The sequence below is a fragment of the Streptomyces sp. NPDC056128 genome (assembly GCF_042263835.1).
GTDB lineage: Bacteria > Actinomycetota > Actinomycetes > Streptomycetales > Streptomycetaceae > Streptomyces.
On record NZ_JBHJVQ010000009.1, the window covers coordinates 1 to 19,823 of the forward strand.

At 72.6% G+C, this 19,823-nt stretch carries 16 protein-coding genes, 1 tRNA gene and 1 riboswitch; of the genes, 5 read left to right on the forward strand and 12 right to left on the reverse strand.

Annotation, left to right across the window (positions count from 1 at the left end; all coding sequences use genetic code 11):
- Positions 1 to 121 precede the first annotated feature (121 nt).
- The gene (locus ACFC1X_RS19230) at positions 122 to 2,239 is read right to left on the reverse strand and encodes an asparagine synthase-related protein (RefSeq protein ID WP_376355187.1); all 2,118 of its coding nucleotides are present in this window, start codon (positions 2,237 to 2,239) and stop codon (positions 122 to 124) included.
- A gap of 735 nt (positions 2,240 to 2,974) precedes the next feature.
- Between ACFC1X_RS19230 and ACFC1X_RS19235 the strand changes: the two genes are divergently transcribed.
- From ACFC1X_RS19235 to ACFC1X_RS19250, 4 genes are all read left to right on the forward strand, one after another.
- Positions 2,975 to 4,396: an MFS transporter gene (locus ACFC1X_RS19235; protein WP_376355189.1), complete on the forward strand. Its 1,422-nt coding sequence runs from the start codon at positions 2,975 to 2,977 to the stop codon at positions 4,394 to 4,396.
- Between the two features lie 89 nt (positions 4,397 to 4,485).
- Positions 4,486 to 5,691 carry an L-2-hydroxyglutarate oxidase gene (gene lhgO / locus ACFC1X_RS19240; RefSeq protein ID WP_376355191.1) on the forward strand — a complete coding sequence of 402 codons (1,206 nt, stop codon included), beginning with the start codon at positions 4,486 to 4,488 and terminating at the stop codon, positions 5,689 to 5,691.
- A 35-nt stretch (positions 5,692 to 5,726) separates the two neighbouring features.
- Positions 5,727 to 6,575, forward strand: coding sequence for a tRNA (guanosine(46)-N7)-methyltransferase TrmB (gene trmB / locus ACFC1X_RS19245; protein ID WP_376355193.1), 849 nt, complete (start codon positions 5,727 to 5,729; stop codon positions 6,573 to 6,575).
- Between the two features lie 10 nt (positions 6,576 to 6,585).
- On the forward strand, positions 6,586 to 7,938 hold the full coding sequence (locus ACFC1X_RS19250) for a PrsW family intramembrane metalloprotease (RefSeq protein ID WP_376355195.1): 1,353 nt from the start codon (positions 6,586 to 6,588) through the stop codon (positions 7,936 to 7,938).
- Between the two features lie 22 nt (positions 7,939 to 7,960).
- On the opposite strand, the gene ACFC1X_RS19255 is transcribed toward ACFC1X_RS19250, so the two are convergent.
- The 10 genes from ACFC1X_RS19255 to ACFC1X_RS19300 all read right to left on the reverse strand — a co-directional run bounded on the left by ACFC1X_RS19255 (position 7,961) and on the right by ACFC1X_RS19300 (position 15,731).
- Positions 7,961 to 8,905 (reverse strand): aldo/keto reductase, encoded by a 945-nt coding sequence (locus ACFC1X_RS19255; RefSeq protein WP_376355197.1) that lies wholly within the window; start codon positions 8,903 to 8,905, stop codon positions 7,961 to 7,963.
- A gap of 135 nt (positions 8,906 to 9,040) precedes the next feature.
- Complete coding sequence (locus ACFC1X_RS19260) at positions 9,041 to 10,081, reverse strand: M23 family metallopeptidase (RefSeq protein WP_376355199.1); 1,041 nt, start codon at positions 10,079 to 10,081, stop codon at positions 9,041 to 9,043.
- Between the two features lie 11 nt (positions 10,082 to 10,092).
- Positions 10,093 to 10,248: riboswitch (cyclic di-AMP (ydaO/yuaA leader) on the reverse strand.
- A 224-nt stretch (positions 10,249 to 10,472) separates the two neighbouring features.
- Positions 10,473 to 11,708: a PP2C family protein-serine/threonine phosphatase gene (locus ACFC1X_RS19265; RefSeq protein WP_376355201.1), complete on the reverse strand. Its 1,236-nt coding sequence runs from the start codon at positions 11,706 to 11,708 to the stop codon at positions 10,473 to 10,475.
- Positions 11,709 to 11,857: 149 nt separating this feature from the next.
- A tRNA-Met gene (locus ACFC1X_RS19270) sits at positions 11,858 to 11,931 on the reverse strand.
- A gap of 57 nt (positions 11,932 to 11,988) precedes the next feature.
- The gene (locus ACFC1X_RS19275) at positions 11,989 to 13,143 is read right to left on the reverse strand and encodes a dihydrofolate reductase family protein (RefSeq protein WP_376355203.1); all 1,155 of its coding nucleotides are present in this window, start codon (positions 13,141 to 13,143) and stop codon (positions 11,989 to 11,991) included.
- Positions 13,144 to 13,304: 161 nt separating this feature from the next.
- On the reverse strand, positions 13,305 to 14,024 hold the full coding sequence (locus tag ACFC1X_RS19280; RefSeq protein ID WP_376355205.1) for a hypothetical protein: 720 nt from the start codon (positions 14,022 to 14,024) through the stop codon (positions 13,305 to 13,307).
- 84 nt (positions 14,025 to 14,108) lie between these two features.
- Positions 14,109 to 14,483 (reverse strand): hypothetical protein, encoded by a 375-nt coding sequence (locus tag ACFC1X_RS19285; protein ID WP_376355207.1) that lies wholly within the window; start codon positions 14,481 to 14,483, stop codon positions 14,109 to 14,111.
- A 23-nt stretch (positions 14,484 to 14,506) separates the two neighbouring features.
- Complete coding sequence (locus ACFC1X_RS19290; protein WP_376355209.1) at positions 14,507 to 14,875, reverse strand: hypothetical protein; 369 nt, start codon at positions 14,873 to 14,875, stop codon at positions 14,507 to 14,509.
- A 43-nt stretch (positions 14,876 to 14,918) separates the two neighbouring features.
- Positions 14,919 to 15,119, reverse strand: a complete 201-nt coding sequence (locus ACFC1X_RS19295; RefSeq protein WP_376355211.1) for a hypothetical protein — start codon at positions 15,117 to 15,119, stop codon at positions 14,919 to 14,921.
- 159 nt (positions 15,120 to 15,278) lie between these two features.
- Positions 15,279 to 15,731, reverse strand: coding sequence for a hypothetical protein (locus ACFC1X_RS19300; RefSeq protein ID WP_376355213.1), 453 nt, complete (start codon positions 15,729 to 15,731; stop codon positions 15,279 to 15,281).
- Positions 15,732 to 15,987: 256 nt separating this feature from the next.
- Here ACFC1X_RS19300 and ACFC1X_RS19305 point away from each other — a divergent pair, with 256 nt between their 5' ends.
- Positions 15,988 to 17,607: a translation initiation factor 2 gene (locus ACFC1X_RS19305; protein WP_376355215.1), complete on the forward strand. Its 1,620-nt coding sequence runs from the start codon at positions 15,988 to 15,990 to the stop codon at positions 17,605 to 17,607.
- A 22-nt stretch (positions 17,608 to 17,629) separates the two neighbouring features.
- Here ACFC1X_RS19305 and ACFC1X_RS19310 read toward each other — a convergent pair whose 3' ends face one another.
- Positions 17,630 to 19,546 carry a tetratricopeptide repeat protein gene (locus ACFC1X_RS19310; RefSeq protein ID WP_376355217.1) on the reverse strand — a complete coding sequence of 639 codons (1,917 nt, stop codon included), beginning with the start codon at positions 19,544 to 19,546 and terminating at the stop codon, positions 17,630 to 17,632.
- Positions 19,547 to 19,823: the final 277 nt, after the last annotated feature.

Sequence of the window (19,823 nt, forward strand, 5' to 3'; positions counted from 1 at the left end):
TGTGGCCGACCGATTCCGCGCCGTTCCGAGGACGGACACCCCCCGGCGCGGCCCCGACCCACCACCGAACCCGAAGCGCTACGCGCACCCCCACCCCACCCGCCACAGGCCGCCGCAGGCATCACCCCCGCCGCACCACAGCCCCCGCCCCACCCAACGCCCCCCGCTCCGGCGCGATCCCGCCCGGTACCGCCCGCTGGCGGGCCGGCGTCCCCGTCCAGCACGTCCCCCGGCGGGCCAGGAGGCGGCGGAGCCACAGTTCCAGGGAGACCAGGTCGGCCACGCCGTCCAGTGGCAGGGCCTCCCCCGCCGCCACCGCGCGCACCGCCTTGCGCACCACCCGCGCCTCCACCAGCCCCGCCTGCGCGAGCAGCGGCGTCTCGAAGAGGCCGAGCAGGGAGTCCGCGGAGACCCGCAGCCCCGCCCGTGCCGCCGACGCGGCCAGCGCCTGCGTGGGCGCCCCCCACCCGCTCGGCAGCTCGCTCACCCCCGCCCCCTCCAGCACCGTCCGCAGAATCGACGCCCGCGCCCCCGGCTGCACCCGCAGCGCCTCCGGCAGGGCACGGCACGCGCGCACGACCTGGTTGTCGAGGAACGGCGCGTGCAGCCGCTGGAAGCGGATCTCGGCCGCCTGCTCCAGCACCCGCACGTCCGCGGCCTGCCGCGCCAGCGCCGTACGCGCGCGGAAGTCACCCGGCCGCTGCCCCGGCCCCACCCCCGACCGCTGCGACGAGGTCTGGAGGCGAACCGATACTTCAGCCAGCGCCTCTCCGGTCAGCCACCGCGCCGCCGGCCCGGGCCCGGCCCAGGTCAGCGCGGCCAGGGACGCGTCCATCGCCCCGTCACCGAGCGCGTCGAACCGCCGCCGCAGCAGCCGCTCGGCGAGCACCTCGAGACCCGTCCGGTACGGCGTCCGCGCCAGCCGCCGCGCCGCCCCGTACACGCGCGCGGGGACCAGCACCGACCCGTCGGCCTTGGCCAGTGCCGCGACCGGCCGCACGAGATGGCGCCGTTTGCGGTCCATCAGCAGATCGGCCAGGCGCGCCGGATGGGCGTCAAGCACCTGCCGCGCCCCGTACCCCGTGAAGTGGTCCGCGCTGCCCGCCGCCAGCCGCGCCCGGTGCCGCGCGGCCGCGATCAGAGAGGAACCCGGTTCGTCGGTGAGCGGCCCGTCCAGGTCGGCGTAGGGCAGCATGTCCTCCCCGCCGGTTACCACCACGTGGTGCAGCCGCGGGTTGGCCGCCAGCGCGCCCGCCCGCGCCACCTCGGACTCCTGACCGCCCACGGCGAGGTCGTTGAAGGTGACGGCCAGCAGCCGCTCCCCGGCACCGGTGCCGTGCCCGAGCACGGTCCCCGGCATCCCCGGCAGCCCGGCGGCCAGCAGCGCCAGCGTGCCCGAGGCCGGCCCGCCGGACAGGTCGGCCCCGATCCCCGGAACCGGCATCCCGCGCGCGGCACGCCGTTCCGCGGGCCCCATGCCCGGGACGGGCCCCGGGTCGATGCCGTCGCCGGGGACGTGCCGCGGCGCGGCGAGCCGGGTGCGCACGGCCTCCACGAGCGCGTCCCGCACCCCGTCCACCGCACGGTCGGGATCGGCGGAGGGCGCCGCGACGGCGAGCGAGGCCACCGGCTCGTACCCGGCGATCTCGCGCGCCCCGGCGCGCAGGATCAGCGCATGCCCCGGCGGAACGCGCTTCACGCCGTCGTACGGGGTGGAGTCGTCCAGCGCGGCGGGCACGTCGGGCGCGGCGAGCAGCGCGGCGAGGTGGCCGAAGTCGAGGTTGGCCTCGACGAGGTCGGCCAGGGGCAGCGCGGCGGTCGCGTAGGCGGTGCCGCCGGACCAGGGGGTGTGGAACACCGGCCGCGCGCCCGCGAGATCGCCGCAGACGGTGATCCGCCGCCCCACCTGGACGACGGCCGTGTAGCTGCCGGGCCACGCCGTCAGGTGCCGGAGGGCGCCGCCGCGCGCGGCGAAGAGGGCGACCCGCAGCTGCTCGTCGGAGGCGCCGCAGATGCCGAGGACGGCGATCCGGGTCTGCGGATCGGCGTCGACCACGCGGACCTCGTCGGGGCGCCAGTCGCCGACCGCCCACAGGGGGTCGGGGTCACCCCACAACGGCTGGGCGCCGACGGGCTGCACGGTCTCGCCGTCGTACCCGGTGGCGCCCGCGGACCGGGCCGCACCGGTGATCCCCGCGGCTCCCACGGCGGCGCTGCTCCACCCCACCAACCACCGCATCGACGCCTCCACAGGCTGGGGACAACCAGTGCACCGTACGAACTGGTTCCCCATGCTGCCATGAAGGGCGCGCCACAGAGCAGCGGCGGAGCCGCACTGGCTCCCGTGAATGCGTCCTCGCGGTCACTCGCGCGAGGACGTCAACTCCCCTTCCGCTTCCGCTCGGCGCTCAATCCGCGCTCAATCCGCGCTCCGTTCGCGCTCCGTCCGAGGGCGCGAAGACGACTCGAATGCGCCCCCACAACGCGCCGTTTGGCTCCCCAACGCGCCCTCAACTCCCGTGGTGAGGACGGATGTACGCCCGAAATACCAGGAACGATTTTCAGCCAAATCGACGACACACGGACAGACTCGAACACGCTGCGTACAGGCTCCCCGCCCGCCCGCCGGCGCTCGGCCCGGGAGGCGGGACTCGCCCCCCGGGCCGGTCCGCCGCCCGCGGGGATGTAGGCGGCGGTGTCCCCCAGCCCACTGGATCCAGTACAGCGGGCCGACCCACGCACCGCCCATGGAATCGCTCCCCCGATGGCCGGAGAAGAGCGCACGGGCGGGCGCACGGCCACACACCGGGAGCACGCCGCAACGGACCGTACATACAACGCACTTGAGTACGGACCACAATCCCGCCATCCGGAACAATGCCTCTTAACGCCTGGGATCCGGCGAACTACGCTGGGTTTACGAATGCCGCGTGGTTATGCCAGCGCGGCAGCCGTCTGTGTCGAGGGGTGGCGCATGTCCAGGGAGCAACGCGGGCCGAACGAAAAGCTCGGCGCCGTTCTCGCCCTCGCGGGAATCAGCAACGCAGGACTCGCCCGGCGCGTCAACGACCTTGGCGCTCAACGCGGGTTGACACTTCGCTACGACAAGACGTCGGTGGCGCGCTGGGTGTCGAAGGGGATGGTGCCGCAGGGTGCCGCGCCGCACCTCATCGCCGCCGCCATCGGCCAGAAGCTCGGCCGCCCGGTGCCGCTCCACGAGATCGGCCTGGCGGACGCGGATCCCGCCCCCGAAGTGGGCCTCGCCTTCCCACGGGACGTCGGCCAGGCGGTGCGCTCCGCCACCGAGCTGTACCGTCTCGACCTCGCCGGCCGCCGGGCCGGCGGCGGCATCTGGCAGTCGCTGGCCGGTTCGTTCGCGGTGAGCGCGTACGCGACGCCCGCCTCCCGGTGGCTGATAACCCCGGCCGACAGCTCGGTGGCGCGCGACGTGGGCCCGGCCGAGGGCTCCGGCGCACCGCTCAAAGTCGGCCACAGCGACGTGCAGAAACTGCGGGAGGCCGCCGAGGACGCCCGCCGCTGGGACTCCAAGTACGGCGGCGGCGACTGGCGTTCGTCGATGGTCCCCGAGTGCTTACGCGTCGAGGCGGCACCCCTGCTGCTCGGCTCCTACTCCGACGAGGTCGGCCGCGCCCTGTTCGGCGCCTCGGCGGAGCTGACCCGGCTGGCCGGCTGGATGGCCTTCGACACCGGTCAGCAGGAGGCGGCCCAGCGCTACTACATCCAGGCCCTGCGCCTGGCCCGCGCGGCGGCCGACGTCCCCCTGGGCGGCTACGTCCTCGCCTCGATGTCCCTCCAGGCCACCTACCGCGGCTTCGGCGACGAGGGCGTGGACCTCGCGCAGGCCGCCCTGGAGCGCAACCGGGGCCTGGCCACGGCCCGCACCATGAGCTTCTTCCGCCTGGTGGAGGCCCGCGCCCACGCGCGCGCGAGCGACGCACCGGCGGCCGGCGCCGCACTGAAGGCCGCCGAGAGCTGGCTGGAGCGCGCCCGCCCCGGCGACAGCGACCCGTCGTGGCTGGGTTTCTACTCCTACGACCGGTTCGCCGCCGACGCGGCCGAGTGCTACCGCGACCTGAAGGCACCACGCCAGGTGCGCCGCTTCACCGAGCAGGCCCTGTCGAAACCGACGGAGGAGTTCGTACGCTCGCACGGCCTCCGGCTCGTCGTCTCGGCGGTGGCCGAGCTGGAGTCGGGCAATCTGGACGCGGCCTGCGAGCAGGGCGTGCGGGCGGTCGAGGTGGCCGGCCGCATCTCCTCGGCCCGCACCACCGAGTACGTGAAGGACCTCCTGCATCGCCTGGAGCCGTACGGCGACGAGCCGCGCGTGGTCGAGCTGCGTGAGCGCGCGCGGCCGCTGCTGGTGACCCCGGCCTGACGCAGCCGGCCTGATACACCGCCCCTTCCGGGTTTGAAGGCATTGTCAGTGGCGCAGTGCACTATCGAAGCCGGGAGGTGGACCGGGAGATGGAACGAGTGTTCGACTGCGATGTGCTGGTGATCGGCGGCGGCATCGTCGGCCTGTCGACGGCGTACGCGATCACGCGCGCCGCCCCGGGCACCAGGGTCACGGTCCTGGAGAAGGAACCGGGCCCGGCCCGGCACCAGACGGGCCGCAACAGCGGCGTCATCCACAGCGGGGTCTACTACCGCCCGGGCTCGCTCAAGGCGCGCTACGCGGTGCGGGGCGCCGCCGAGATGGTCAAGTTCTGCGCCGAGTACGGCATCGACCACGCCGTCACCGGCAAGCTGATCGTCGCCACCGACCGCGCCGAGCTGCCCCGCCTGCACGCCCTCGTCCAGCGCGGCCGGGAGAACGGCATTCCGGTACGCGAGCTGGGCGCCGCCCAGATCCAGGAGTACGAGCCCGAGGTCAGGGGCCTCGCCGCCATACACGTCGGCACCACCGGCATCTGCGACTACGTCGCCGTGGCCCGGCAGCTGGCCCGGGCGTCCGGCGCGGAGCTGCGCTACGGCGCCGAGGTACGGCACATCGACCGCCGCCCCGGCCTCGGCGTCGCCGTCCGCACCCGCTCCGGCGAGGTGCTGCGCGCCCGCGTCCTGGTCAACTGCGGCGGGCTGCACTGCGACGAGATCGCCCGCATGACCGGCGACGACCCGGGGATGCGCATCGTGCCGTTCCGGGGCGAGTACTACGAGCTGGCCCGTCCCGAGCTGGTGCGGGGACTGGTGTATCCGGTGCCGGACCCGGCCTTCCCGTTCCTCGGGGTGCACCTCACCCGCGGCATCGACGGCGGCGTGCACCTCGGGCCGAACGCGGTGCCGGCGCTGGCCCGCGAGGGCTACGGCTGGGGTGTCGTCCGCCCCCGCGAGCTGGCCGCGACGCTGGCCTGGCCCGGCTCCTGGCACATCGCGCGGCGGCACTGGAGGTACGGCACCGGGGAGCTGCGCCGGTCGCTGTCCAAGGCGGCCTTCACCACCGCCGTACGCAGACTGCTGCCGTCCGTGACGGAGAGCGACCTGGTCGCGGCGCCGGCCGGCGTGCGGGCTCAGGCGGTGCTGGCGGACGGGACGCTGGTGGACGACTTCCTGATCAAGGAGGGCCCCCACGCGGTGCACGTCCTGAACGCGCCGTCGCCCGCGGCCACCGCGGCCCTGCCGATCGGGCGGGAGGTGGGCCGCAGGGCACTGACCCTGCTGGGAGGCTCGTGAGCCCGGCACGGGCGGGCCGTAAAATTGGGGGCACTGTGTCTGATTTCCCCAGCGCCCCCGACGCTCACCAGCCAGCCGCCACCCACACCGGCACCTCCCTGAGGCACACCCGTGCCAAGGGGGAGCCGCGTTTCCCGGACGGGCCGAAGGCCGACCCCGCCGGGTCGCACTTCGAGCGGCGGATCCGCAGTTTCCAGCCCCGGCGCAGCCGCGTGACGGCCGGCCAGGCGGACGCGCTGCAACGGCTGTGGCCCCTGTGGGGACTGGACATCGACGGGCAGCGCGACCTCGACCTCGGCGAGCTGTTCGGCGACGCGCGCCCGGTCGTCCTGGAGATCGGCTTCGGCATGGGCGAGGCCACCGCCCAGATGGCCGAGGCCGACCCCGGCACCAACATCCTCGCCGTGGACGTCCACACCCCGGGCCAGGGCAACCTCCTCGGTCTCGCCGAGCGGAACGGCCTGTCCAACATCCGGGTGGCCAACGGCGACGCGATCATCCTGCTGCGCGAGATGCTCGCCCCCTCCTCGCTCGCCGGACTGCGCGTCTACTTCCCCGACCCGTGGCCGAAGAAGCGCCACCACAAGCGGCGCCTGATCCAGCGGGAGTTCCTGACGCTGGCCGCGACCCGGCTCGCGCCGGGCGCCTTCGTGCACTGCGCCACCGACTGGGAGCCGTACGCCGAGCAGATGCTCGACGAGCTGACCGCGCACCCCGACTTCGAGAACACCGCCCCGGACGGCGGTTTCGCGCCGCGTCCCGCGCACCGGCCGCTGACCCGGTTCGAGGGCCAGGGACTGGACAAGGGACATGTGGTGAACGACCTGGTCTTCCGCCGCGTACAGCTCCGCGATCCCCACGAAGAGCAGCCTCCCACCGGTTAGGGTCCATGCCGTGGCCAGTCCCCCGTGTCCGACGCGTCAGCCCACGTTCCCGCGTACGCATCCGCACTGGTGGCAGCGGACCTGGGTGCGGTACGGCGCGCTGATCACGCTGCTCGCGCTCTCCGGCCTGGTGATCCTGGCCCTGGTCCGCGAACAGACCGGCACGCGGGGGTTCCTGGTCGGGCTCGGCCTCGCGGTGCTGCCCGTGCCGCTGCTCGTGGCCGCCTTCCGCTGGCTGGACCGGGTCGACCCCGGGCCCTGGCGCAACCTGCTGTTCTGCTTCTCCTGGGGCGCCTGCGCGGCGGCGCTGATAGCGATCGTCGCCAACAGCTTCGCGACCAGATGGATAGCGACCGCCACCGCCGACCCGGCGAGCGCGGACACCCTGGGCGCCACGGTGATAGCGCCGGTCGTCGAGGAGTCCGCCAAGGCCGCCGCGGTCCTCCTGGTCTTCCTGTTCCGCAGGCGGGACTTCACCGGCATCGTCGACGGAGTGGTGATCGCCGGGGTCACCGCCACCGGCTTCGCCTTCACCGAGAACATCCTGTACCTAGGCACCGCGTTCGGCACCGACCAGCTCACCGGCGGCAGCGGCATCGCCTCCGTCACCGCGGCGACCTTCTTCGTCCGCGTCGTGATGTCCCCGTTCGCGCACCCGCTCTTCACCGTGCTCACCGGCATCGGCTTCGGCATCGCCGCGCTCTCCGCGGGCCGCCACCGCCTGCGCCGCGCCCTGCTCCCGCTGTCCGGCCTGCTGCTCGCGATGGGCGTGCACGCGCTGTGGAACGGCTCGGCCGCGTTCGGCGAGTACGGCTTCTACGCCGTGTACGCGGCCTTCATGGTGCCGGCCTTCGGCCTGCTGACCTGGCTGGTGATCTGGACCCGGCAGCGCGAACTGGGCACCGTACGGGCCGAGCTGCCCGCGTATGTCCTGGCCGGGTGGCTGACGCCCGCGGAGCCGCACGCGCTCGGCTCGATGCGGGCCCGCCGCGTCGCCCGGCAGCACGCCCGGCGGCAGGGCGGGAAGGAGGCGGCACGCGCGGTGGCCCAGTACGAGGCGTACGCGACCTCGCTGGCGTTCCTGCGGCAGCGTGGCCGCCGGGGCGGGGCGGGCGCCGACTACGCCGTGCGGGAGCGGGAGATGCTGGACGCCCTGTGGCACCGGCGCGGCGCGGCCCGCCCGGCCCTGGACCACGCGGCCCGCGCGACGGCACCGCCCGTGCCCCGTCCCGCGCCGCCCTGGGCGTACCCGCACGGGACGTACGGCCCGTACGGCGGCGGCCCCCCGGCGCCGTACCCGGCCCAGGCGCCGTACGTCCCGTACGCCCACCCATACGCACCGCCGGGCCCCTACCGCCCGTAGGCCGGCACCCGCGGCGTCACGCTCAGGCCGACGCCCGTGTCAGCCGCGCGACCTCGTCGTCCGTCAGGCTCAGCTCCGCGACGCCCAGCAGTGCGGGCAGCTGCTCCACCGTGCGCGCGGACGCGATCGGCGCGGCCACCGTCGGCCGGCCGGCCAGCCAGGCGAGGGCGACCGTGGCGACGGGGGCGTCGTGCGCCTCGGCGATCTCGTCCAGGGCGGCGAGCACCCGCCGGCCGCGCTCGGTCTCCAGGTGCTTGGCCGCACCGCCCGCACGCGGACTGTCGACGCTCGCACCGGGCCGGTACTTGCCGGTGAGGAAGCTGGCCGCGAGGGCGTAGTACGGCACGGCGGCCAGTCCCGCGCCCTCGGCGAGGTCGCGCAGCCCGCCTTCGTAGGTGTCGCGCGAGACCAGGTTGTAGTGCGGCTGGAGGGCGACGTACCGGGCGAGGCCCTCGCGGTCGGAGAACTCCAGGGAGGCCGCGAGCCGCTCGGCGGAGATGTTGGAGGCGGCGATGTGCCGCACCTTGCCCGCCTTCACCAGCTCGTCCAGCGCGCCGATGATCTCCTCGACCGGCACCTCGGGCTTGTCGAAGTGCGTGTAGTAGAGGTCGATGTGGTCGGTGCCCAGGCGGCGCAGCGAGGCGTCGGCCGCAGACTTGATGTTCGCGGCGGAGAGCCCCGGGTACTCGGGGTGCTGGCTGACCTTGGTGGCGAGGACGACGTCGTCACGGTTGCCGCGGGCCGCGAACCACTGGCCGAGGACGGTCTCGGACTCGCCGCCGCTGTTGCCGTCGACCCAGGCGGAGTACGAGTCGGCGGTGTCCACGAAGTTGCCGCCGGCCGCGGTGTAGGCGTCCAGGACGGCGAAGGACCGGTCCTGGCCGGCGGTCCAGCCGAAGACGTTGCCGCCGAGGGCGAGGGGGAAGACCTCCAGGTCGGAGGAGCCGAGCTTGCGCAGAGAAGTCATGTAGGGCGTCAACGAACGCACCGGATCAGGTCATTCCGGTACGGACGCGAAAACCCCGCAAACCGGCAGCCCTGACGTCGGGGGGTTGCCGTCAGGACCGCCGGGGACCAGCGGGGAAGCGGATGGGCCGGTGACTCAGGGGGTGAGGCCCTTGCTCTGCAGCCAGGCCATCGGGTCGATGCCGGAGCCGCCGTCGGTGTGGACCTCCATGTGGAGGTGGGCGCCGGTGACGTTGCCGGTGGCGCCGACGCGGCCGATGACGTCACCGGTGGTGACCTCCTGGCCGACGCTGACGCTGATGGAGGACTGGTGGGCGTACCAGATCTCGGTGCCGTCATCCAGGGTGAGCACGGTCTTGTAGCCGTACGACCCGTCCCAGCCGGCCGACGTGATGGTGCCGCTGTGCACGGCCTTGAGCAGCGTGCCCGTGGGTGCGGCGAAGTCGAGGCCGGTGTGGTGGCCGGAGGACCAGTAGGCGCCGGCCTGGCCGAAGGTCGAGGAGATCGTGTACGAGGAGGTCGGCAGCGTGAACTGCTTGGCCAGCTTGGCCAGGCGCTCGGCCTCGGCCTTCTTCGCGGCCTCCTCCTCCGCCTTCTTCTTGGCGGCGGCGGCCTTGGCCTCGGCCTCCTTCTCCGCCTTGGCGGCGGCTTCCGCGGCCTTCTTCTCGGCGGCCGCGGCGGCCTCGGCGGCGGCCTTGGTCTCGACCTGGGCCTGCTGCTGCTCGGCCTGCGCCATGATCCGGGCCCGCAGGGACTCACCGGCGCCCGCGGTGTCGGTGCCCTCCGTGGTGTCGGCGGCGGCGGTCACGCCGATGCCGCTGAGCGGGGTGCTGGAACCCTCCGGCTGCGGCGCGTCCTCGTCGGAGATGAGCGAGCCGACGTTGGGCAGGTCCGGCATGGAGATCGACACCGGCGGCTTGCCGGTCTGCGCGCTGGCCATGCCGCCCGCGCCGACGGCGGCTATGACACCGACGCCCAGGACGGTGGAGCTGCGGGCGAGCCCGCCACGCTGCTTGGCGACGCGGTGCCGGCCGCGTACGGGGCGGATGGAGTCCTCGGTGGGATTCCACTCCTCCCAAGGGCCCTCTTCGGTGCGGTAACTCTCGTAGCCGAAGGTTTCGGTGTCGTGCCGACTGGGCACGAACGGGGCCTCGGGGGCAGGCCGGTTGGACGCCACGTGGGCGTACTCCTTTCCTTCCTTTCGCCTACCGGGTTAGCTGACGGGTTCGGAGCAGGAAGGTCTCCTACGCGCGCATGCAGCCGTGTTGCCACGACGTCAAACGCCCGATTCACCCCAATGTGGTGGTTCCCCGGTTCCCTTGCGGGATTCGGCGCGTGCGCACGGAGCCGCCTTCTGTGACGGCTGGGACGACCGCGCTGCGTTATCGAACGTTAATAGACCCGGGGCCCGGATTCCAAGCTGTTCCTCTTGATCATTAACGAAAACAGCCCGGACGTACACCTCAGGATCGGTGAAAACCGGGCGAGTTGACCGCCGGTCAGTATTCCCCTTCACGCCACTTTCTTCTGACGGATCGTCAGTTGTTATGCGGAGGGACGCCACCCCGTCACGGCTCGTGACAATGATCATGCTCGCCGCGCCGTGGCCGCCGTACGGCGAGCAGCGCCATGTCGTCCGCCATCCCGCCCCCGGAGTGGCGGCGCACGTCGCGGGCGAGGGTGTCGAGCAGCTTCGCCGGGTGGCGGAAGACGCGGCCGGACAGCCGCGCGTACGGATCGTAGAACTCCCCCCGGTCGTCCCGGGCTTCCGACAGCCCGTCGGTGTACAGCAGCAGCGTGGCCCCACCGGGGAAGGCGGTCTCCTCCGCGCGGTCGGGCCACACGCCCAGCTCGCCCATGCCGAGCGGCAGCGCCGACTCCCGGGCGGGCAGCGACCCCACGGTGCCGTCGCCGTGGAGCAGCAGGGGCGGCGGATGCCCGCGGTTGACGATGCGTACGGTCCCGGCGCCGTGCGGGAGTTCGGCCAGGACGGCGGTGGTGAAGCCCTCGAAGGCGTCCAGTCCCTCGCGCCGGGTGCCCTCGCGGGCCAGCGCCCGCTCCAGGCGCTGCGCCACCGCCTCCAGCGTCGCCTCCTGTTCGGCGGCCTCCCGGAAGGCGCCGATCACCACGGCGACGGCGGCCACCGCTCCCATGCCCTTGCCCCGCACGTCCCCCACGATGAGCCGGACGCCGCGCGCGCTGTCCTGCACCGCGTACAGGTCACCGCCGATGAAGGCGCCGGCCTGCGCGGCCTCGTAGCCGACGGCGATCTCGAAGCCGGCGATCCGCTCGGCCGGCTCGGGCAGTACGGCGCGCTGGGCGGCCTCGGCGATCTCCCGGGCGATGGCGAGGCGCTCGTCGGTACGGCGGACGAAGGCGTTGACGAAGACGGCGAGCGCGGCGACCGTCGCGATGGTGATCAGCTCGGTGAGGGAGTCGACGTAGTGGATGACGCCCTTGCCGATCTGCAGCCCGACGACCGAGGCGACCACGGCGACGCCGGTGAGCGCGGTGCCCCGCCGGGAGTAGATCGGGGCGGCGACCAGCGGCGCGGCGGTGTAGAGGGGACCGGCGGTGAAGTAGCGCGGGGTGAAGATGTCGTACAGGACGGCGACGATGATCAGCAGTACGGGGAGCGAGCGCACGAGCACCCGGCCGTAGGACGTACGCCACGGTCGCGGCTGCCCGGTGGGCGGCACGGGCGGTGTCTCGTCACCGAGGCCCGGGTCGGGCACGGGATCGCCGGGGAGCCGGCCGCCGGCTCTGGCGTACGCTCCCTCGTCCTCGACGTCACCTGCCCGCACCACTGGTCTCCCGCCACCCCCTGTCCGCGCCGCTTGCCGTGCCGTACTCCAGGTTTCCCGCGGCGGGGGTGGGCGGCGAGCGGTGAGGGCCGAGCGGGTGAACGCACCGAGGGCCGGAACCCTTTCGGATTCCGGCCCTCGGCCTTCAGTAGCGGGGACAGGATTTGAACCTGCGACCTCTGGGTTATGAGCCCAGCGAGCTACCGAGCTGCTCCACCCCGCGTCGTTGTGTTCTCCACTGTACGTCATCCCAGGGGCGGAATGCACATCCGTATCTCCCTCACCCGTCCAGATGACGGTTCGGCGCCTTCGCCCGCCCCTCGTACTCCGGCAGTACGACCACGGCGGCGCCCCCGGCGGCGAGCACCCCGCCGCCGTCCGCCCCCGGCACGAAGGTGTCCGGCTCCCGCCAGGCCGTGACCACGCGACGCACCCCGGCGTCGAGGATCAGCCGGGCGCAGGGCGCGGGCCGGGAGGCGCGGCGCGCACAGGGCTCCAGGCTGCTGTACACGGTGGCCCCCGCGAGCCGCGGATCGGAGCGGTCGGCCTTGGCGAGGGCGGCCTCCTCGGCGTGCACGACGGGGTCGCCGCCCTCCCGCGAGTACCCGCGCGCCAGCTCGCTCCCGTCCGCGGCGACCACGACCGCCCCCACGCTGAACGCCGTCCGTGACGGCGGACACAGCTCGGCCAGCTCGCAGGCGAGCGCCAGCCAGTGCCGGTCGGCGGCGCTCACGTGCTCACCGGTGCCGGGCGCGGTGGGCAGGTACCTCATCAGCACCACGTCCTCGATCCGCCGCGACTCCACCAGCCGCAGCCGCCCGCCCTGGTAGGCGCCGGGCCCGAAGAGCCGGGGCGCGGCCGGGTCGCCGACGAGCAGGGGCGCGAGAACGAGCTGAAGCTCGTCGGCGAGTTCCTGCTGAAGCAGCTGGGTGTGGACGGTCCCGCCCCCCTCCACCATGAGCCGCCGCACCCCGCGCCGGTCGTACAGGTACTCGAGCACCGCCCGCCAGTGGAGCGCGTCGCCGAGCGGGACGACGACATCGCCGGCGATCCCCAGCGCCCGGGCCCGCCCGGCCCCCTCGTCCGTGGTCAGCAGCGCCTTCTCCCCACCGGTGTGCCAGAACCGCGCCGTCGGGTCCAGCTCACCACTGCCGCTGACGGTGACCTTGAGCGGGTACTCCGCCTTCCCGGCCGTGGTGCGGGCTGCCCGCCGCTCGGCGGAGTTCACCAGCAGCCGCGGATTGTCGGCCCGGACCGTCCCGGCCCCGACCAGAATCGCGTCGACCGACGCCCGCACCTCGTCGACCCGCTCGAAGTCGGCGGGGCTGGACAGCAGGAGCCGGTCGGGTCCGGTGTCGTCCAGACAGCCGTCGAGGGAGACGGCGGCGGAGAGGAGGACGTAGGGGAGGGGCCTGCTGGACCCGTCGTGGGTCACTGGCCGAACTCCGGCTCTTCCGGCCCGGCGGGTGCCAGGGGCGGAACCACCAGTTCGTTCGTGATCCTTGGGCGCAGCATGCCTACGAATCTAGTCCGTCCCCGCAGGGGTGGCCGGAGTCGTCGTCGGCCGGCCGTCTTCAGACACCGCCGACGGACGACCTACCGGGCGCTGTCGTCCGTCTCCGCCTGCGGCGGCAGAAAGATCAGGCGATCCGCTACGGCGTCCAGATGCCGCGGCGGCAAATCCATCGTGACCGAAAGGTCGTCGACCGACCCGAAGCCGCCGACCACCCTCACCATCCGTACGACCTCCGCGGCCTGGCCGTCCGACAGGGTCAGGAGGCGGACCAGGACGCCGGCCGGCACGTTGTTGACGTCGACGAGACCGCCGTCGGGGAACTCGCGGTCGGGCAAGTCCGCGCGGCCGATACGCAGTTCCACGGCCCGCCGCTGGTCGGCGTCGGCGATCGCGCGCGCCGTCTCCCGCGCCGCCCGCTCGTCGCGGTGCGCGGCGAGCAGGGCGCGCTGCCGGTCCTGCAGGGGACGGAACTGCTCGGCGTCGCGGCTCCTCCACACCCTGGACCGGATCCCGAAGGCGTGTCCGGTCCCGCCGAGGATGTTGACGAACATCCCCGCACCGAAGAGGACTTCGTACGTGGCGGACACATCCGGGTCGAAGATGAAGTACAGCGCACTCGCCCCGACGTAGGGCACCGTGGCCAGCGCCTGCGCCCAGCTCTTCATGCGCACCGACGCGTGGATCATCAGCGGCAGCGTCCCGAGCCCGAGCGTCAGGACGGGAATCAGGGCCCACAACGAGGTGAGCAGGGTCCGGGCAGGGTGTTCGCGCCTGCTGAGAAAGGGCTCGTAGTCGGCCATGCTGCTCCCCCGTGTCCGGCGACCGGCACTCTCCCACCCAGGGTAGGCCGCTCGCGTGAAGCACGACACAGCCAGCCCACGTCGTCAGCCCCAGTCGCCGTTGATCCACGCGAGCAGACGGGCGCGCTTCTTGTAGGAGCAAGGAGCGTAGGCAGGGCCGGACGTGACGTACGTCTCGGACCCGCCCTGCAGGTCGTAACCGTAGTCGCTGGGGCCGTACTCGCCGTCGCGGTAGCCGTCCATGTCATCGGCCCAGTCGAGTAGACCGAAGTCGAGGTTGAGGTTGTCGAGGTATCGGCTGGGGTCGGCCGGTTCCACCGGTGCGGAGCGGCCGTCCGCCCGCCGGTCTTCGAGGCAGCCGTCGGAGCGCACGGGCTGGCCCAGCCACCATCCGGCCAGGAACACCGCGTACAGAGTGGTGACAGCGCCGAGGCGGCGCACGGATATCCAGGCGGGCACCCTGGGAGTGTCGCGCCCTCCCTTCACCGCCATTGGCCCTCGAACCACGCTCGCATGCGGGGGCGTTCGCTCGTGTCGTTGGTGCAGGAGACGGCGTAGGCGGTGATCGTCTGGGTTTGCCTGACGTAGGTGCCCCCACCCGGGATGTGGGCCAGGCCCGGCCCCGAGCCGTACCGTGACGGGTTCGCCGACGGCGTCGGCGTGGGGGACGGCTCGGTTTCGTACTCCTCGGCGATCCGGTCGAGGTCGGCCTGGTCGACGTGGCATTCGGGAGTGACGGGCTGACCCAGGTACCACCCCGCGACGAACACGCCGTAGATCGCGGCGGCGGTGCCGAGGCGGCGCGGGGTGATCCGACTAACGCGGCCTATTTCGGGCGGTGTTGTGCTCATGCCGCAGGACCCTATCCGCGGACAGGAGGGGTCGGCAGCCGGGTCACAGGTCGTTGAGAGTCCAGAACAGGCCGACCTCGGTGTCCGAGACGACGACGCCGCAGTCCTCCGCGAAGACGCTCATCGGGCTGTACCCCATGCCCTCCAGCGTGAAGTCGAGGGTGCCGGGTGCGCTGCCGGTCTTGCTGACGTTGGTGCGATAGGTGGCCTCGTCCCCGTACCGTGCGAGGACTGTGCGTGTCATCGCCCGCAGCTCATCCTCGGACTCGTCGAAGTACTGGAGGTTGGACAGGGTGCAGCCCTCACCGTAGAAAGATCCCCGAGGCTTGAACAGCCCGCGTCTCGGCGCGTCACGCTCAAGTCGGCCTGGTAACGACTCACATCGTTTCGTTGCCAAGCACCGTCAAGGTGCCACTGCCCGCTGTGCCGCCGCGATGAAGGCCGTCCTCGCCTCCTGCACTCGATCCAGCGCCTGGTGACGCGCCAGGCTGTCAATGAACCCACGCGCCGCGGCCACGACTTCTTCCGGCCCTTCGAGAACGACACCGGCGTAGGCCCGCTGCAGAAGCAGCTCTTCGTCGCCGTCGCCCCGACCGCTCCGTTCGGCGAGGATCCTCGTCTCCACAGCGCAGAGGAACTCGGCGTAGACCTGACGCCGGAGCGCGATCGCACGTTGCCCGTCGGCGCCCCGCAGCGTCATCCGGACGGACTCCAGCAGTGCTTCTGCCTGCCGGTCGGCCGCATCACGGGCCGCCTGAGCCTGGCGTTGACCGGCGCCCCTGCTGAACCAGCCCGTAACAACGCTGCCCACGATCGCTGCGCCCGCGGCCAACAGCGCGATACCCCATTCACCCATGCACCCATCCTCAGGTACCGGGAACGGCATGGCCGGTACGATCAGAATATGCCTCACGAGGACGCCGAGAAAGCCGCCCAACCTGCGCAAACACCACGTAGCGGCGGGCAGCCCCGGCTAGAATCGACTATTGGGGCGACGGGCGACGGGCGACGGGCGACGGGCGACGGGCGACGGGCGACGGGCGACGGGCGACGGGCGACGGGCGACGGGCGACGGGCGACGGGCGACGGTGCTGCTTGCCGCCCGTTCGACAGTGGCTCTCTACCGCCTGCTGGACGCACTCCCCGCACTGTCCGGTGACGACAGGATCACTCGGTACTTCACGCTCGTACCCGGCTCCGACTTCGGAGTCGACGTGTTCTCCGCCATCGAGGGCGTCGGTGGGACGCTGGTGCCTTGGGACGAGGCGCGCAACCGTTCGTACGACCTGGTCCTCTCGGCCAGTCCGAAGGGTGACCTGCGCCTGCTCCGCGGCCGGCACGTGTTGCTGCCGCACGGCGCCGGGTACAACAAGTCGATCCCCGGGGAGTACTCGGATTCGGCATCCGGGCTCGACCCGGACCTCCTGCTCCGCGAGGGAGACAGCTCACCCGTCACACTCCACGCCGTTGCCCATCCGGATCAAGTAGCGCGCATAGCCGCCGTCGACCCGCGTGCGGCCGAGCGGGCCAAGGTCGTCGGAGACCCGACGCTGGAGCGCGTCCTCGCCTCGCGCCCGCTGCGTGAGCGCTACCGTGCGGCGCTGGGAACGGGGTCGCGCAGACTCCTCGTACTGGTCTCGACCTGGGGCCCGGAGTCGCTGCTCAGGCGGCAGCCGGATCTCCCCGCCAAGCTGGCCGCCCAACTCTCCTACGACGCCCATCAACTGGCGATGGTGATCCACCCCAACGAGCACAGCCGGCTGGGCACGTACGAGCTGACCGAGCGGCTCGCCCCGGCCCTCGACGCGGGCATGGTCCTGGTACGCCCGCACGAGGAGTGGGCGTCCGTCCTGATCGCTGCCGACGCGCTGATCACCGACCACGGTTCCACGGCCCTGTACTACTGCGCCGCGCAGGACCGGCCGGTCGTCAGCGCCTACGAGGGCGGAGTCGAACTGATCCCGGGCACTCCCATGGACCAGCTCCTGAAGCGTGTTCCGCGGTTGGATTCCGCCGACTCGCACTCGCTGGAGCAGGCCCTTCTCGGCTATCGGCCGGGAACGGCCGCAGAGGCCGCCCAAGCCGCCTTCGCGCACCGCGGCAGGGCACTCAACCTGCTACGCGCCGAGCTCTACAGCCTGCTCGGCATGGAGCCTCCCGGCGCTCCCTGTCCGCCCCGCCTCCTGCCCCGGCCTCTCGCCGCCGAACGGGCGCCGACGGCTTTCGACGTGGACGCCGACACCACCGGCCACGGCATCCGCGTCGTTCGGCGCCCCGTCGGGATCGGCCCACCCGGCCACCACCTGGCTGCGGAGCACGGAGCCGCGAGCCAGGCGTTCATCCACTCCGCGGGACTGCTGTACCGGCGCCCGCTCCCGGTCCCGGCAGGCCAGCCCGGGCTCTCCTGGACGTCGGACGGCTGGATGCGCCACGCGCTGTCCGCGTACCCGGGCTGCCGCTCGGCCGCCGCGATCCTCCCGTCAGGCCTGGTACTGCTCAGGACGTGTGGCCACCCCGATGCGTACGCCGTCGAGGTCGAGCCCCGGGACGAAGGCGGTCGGGTGACGCGCATCGATCCGGCCGCAGCGGCGTCGGCGGTCCACGCCTGGCTGCTCCACCGGTCCCCGGCCGCCACCGCGGCACCGAGCCGGCTGAGCTGCGTCATCGGAGACCGCGCCCACGCCCTCGTGCTGCGCCCAGCCACCGCTGACGAGGTCGCGGAACTCTTCTGACCCGGACGCACCACGGAACACGCTAGGCGCCCAAGCCGCTGAGGCGCCTGATGTCACCAGCCGCAGTACGGTGCTCGGCCGATTCGGCGGTCCGTCCCTCCGTCTGGCACAGCTCGGCCAGCGCGTCATGGATCCGGGCCTGGTCGAACCCGGACCGGCGTCGACGCGCGGCGCGCAGGGACTCCTCGTACAACGGACGGGCCTCCGCCGGCCGGCCGAGACGGCACAGTACGCCGGCGAGCGCGAAGCCGGTGCGGCGGCTCATCCTCTCGCGCTCCTGTGCCACGGCCATGTCGTGTGCCTCGGCGAGCAGCCCGTGGGCCATATCCAGCTCACCCAGCTTCGCCCTGGCCTCTCCCAGCCGGTAGGTCTGGAGCATGACGCCGTAGGGGTTGGGGATCTCGGCGTGCAGCTGCCGGCACCTCGCGAACTCGGCGGCCGCAGTGCCCCATTCGTCTCGGGCTCCGGCCAGCATGCCGCGGAACTCGACGAGGGACGCGGCGACCTTGCAGTCCCGTTCGTCGTCCCCCAGCAGCCCGAGCACTGCCCCCGCGTCGTCGAGTTGGGCGCCCGCCTCGTCCAGCAGGCCGGTTTCCCACAAGTTCCGGGCAAGCTGGCAGCGCGTACGCACCAGCCAGGCGGCCCGGGCACCGTCGCGGACCGCGGAGTCGACGGCGAGCCGCAGAGCCCCCGTGACGTCCGACTGGTGCGGGTGGTCCAACGCGTACGTCCACACCGGCTCGGAGAGCGCCACCACCTCGGCGTCCATCTCCCGTTCATGGGCCAGCCGCAGCGATGCGAACAGCACATGGCGCTCGTCGTACAGCCAGGCGGAGGCACGGTCGGTGCGCTCCGCCTTCTCCGCGTCGTCCGACGCCTCTTGCGGATCCTCCATGAGAGCGTCCGGCGCACCGTCCACCGCGGGAAACACGTCACCGACAATGAGGCGGGGACCAGCGGCGAACCGGTCGGCGCGCTGGAATTGCCTGACCAGCCACCGGAGAAGTCGCTCGAGGCCCTCTTGCGCTTCCTCCGGCCAGGCGTCCTGACGCGACCGGCGCAACGCGTGGGCGCGCAGCGGCCCGGGCAGTCGCATCCGGCCGTTCACCGAGGCCAGCACCGCACTCAGGTCCAGCAGTCCGACCCGGTCCAACTCCTCCAGTGCCGCTTCGCACGCCTCCGGGCCCAGCCCGAGCAACGCGGTGGCGGAGTCCAACGTGAACGTGGTGGAGGGATGGTGCGGCAGCAACCGGTACGCCAGAGCGGCCGTGGGCGACAGACCTTCGTACATGGTGTCCAGGAACAGCTCCACGCCGGGCACTCCGTTCTCCGCCCAGTCGTCCCGCAGTCGCGACACCAAGCGGGACAGGGGGCGCAACCGGTGTTCGCGCACCCACCCGGCGGCGACGTGGAGCGCCGCCGGGTGGCCGTCGCACAGGCGGACCAGTGCCCTGACGGACTCGGGGTCCGCTGCCAGTCGCGGATCGCGGACGACCAGTTCCAGCAGCTCGGTGGCCGCCCACTCCTCCAGTGGCGGCAGCGCGAGCCCCAGCGCGGCTCCGTCCTCCAGGTCGCGCAGCGGTGTGTGGCTGGTGACGATCACGAGGCTGTCACCGGACGCGGGCAGCAACGGGACGATCTCCGACCCGTACCGTGCGTTGTCCACGATGAGGATCAGCCGCGCACCGTCCGTCCTGCTCCAGTACTGCTTACATCTGGCCTCGAAATCCTGTGCGACGAAGCCCGGCTCCGCCTTGAGCGACACGAGCAGCTCCGTCAGCACGTTTCCGGGATCCGCCCCGCCGCCCAGCCGGAAGTCATCCAGATCCACGGACAGAATCCCGTCCGGGTAGCCGTACTCGTCACGCAGGACACGGGCGAGCAGTCGGGCCAGTTCGGTCTTGCCGATGCCCTGCGGCCCGCTGAGCGTCACGAGCATCGGCCGCGACCGCCCCGCCCACTCCCTCCGCGCACGCAGCACATGCTCTCGTTGCTCCTCGCGGTCGACGAAGCACGCCGGCTCAGGAGGAAGCTGCACTCTCACGGCGCCGTCCCAGCCCTTCACGTCAAGGGACCATCCAATTAACACCTCAGCCTAGAGCTGTAGTTGACGGCACATGGTTTGGTCTCACACGAATGGCCGAGATGCTCCACCGGCGGCACATGAGTGACACCGATCACTGTTTGGGTGCCACCCATGGTCAAAACGGGCCGGA